Raw genomic sequence first — 279 nt, 5'->3', positions numbered from 1 at the left:
TTGAGTCACTCTCACTCGTTGACGTTGATGCACTTTCTGACGTTGACGTACTTGTTGAGTCCGAAAGACTTGTGCTTGTCGATTCGCTTAATGACGTACTTTCACTTGTTGAGTCACTCTCACTCGTTGACGTTGATGCACTGTCGGATGTCGACGTACTCGTTGAATCTGAAACGCTCGTACTTAATGATTCACTTATGGATGTACTTGCACTTTCCGAGTCGCTCACACTCGTTGATGTTGATGCACTGTCGGATGTCGACGCGCTTGTTGAATCTG

At 46.2% G+C, this 279-nt stretch carries 1 protein-coding gene; it reads left to right on the top strand.

What is annotated here, in order from left to right:
• A partial coding sequence (locus HMPREF2576_RS09940) for an MSCRAMM family adhesin SdrC (RefSeq protein ID WP_218117733.1) occupies nucleotides 1-279 on the top strand: 279 nt, incomplete at both ends.

The organism is Staphylococcus sp. HMSC063F05 (genome assembly GCF_001837075.1).
Taxonomy (GTDB): domain Bacteria; phylum Bacillota; class Bacilli; order Staphylococcales; family Staphylococcaceae; genus Staphylococcus; species Staphylococcus epidermidis.
Note: the sequence above shows the minus strand (reverse complement) of the source record. Positions and strands in the feature narration are given on the sequence as shown.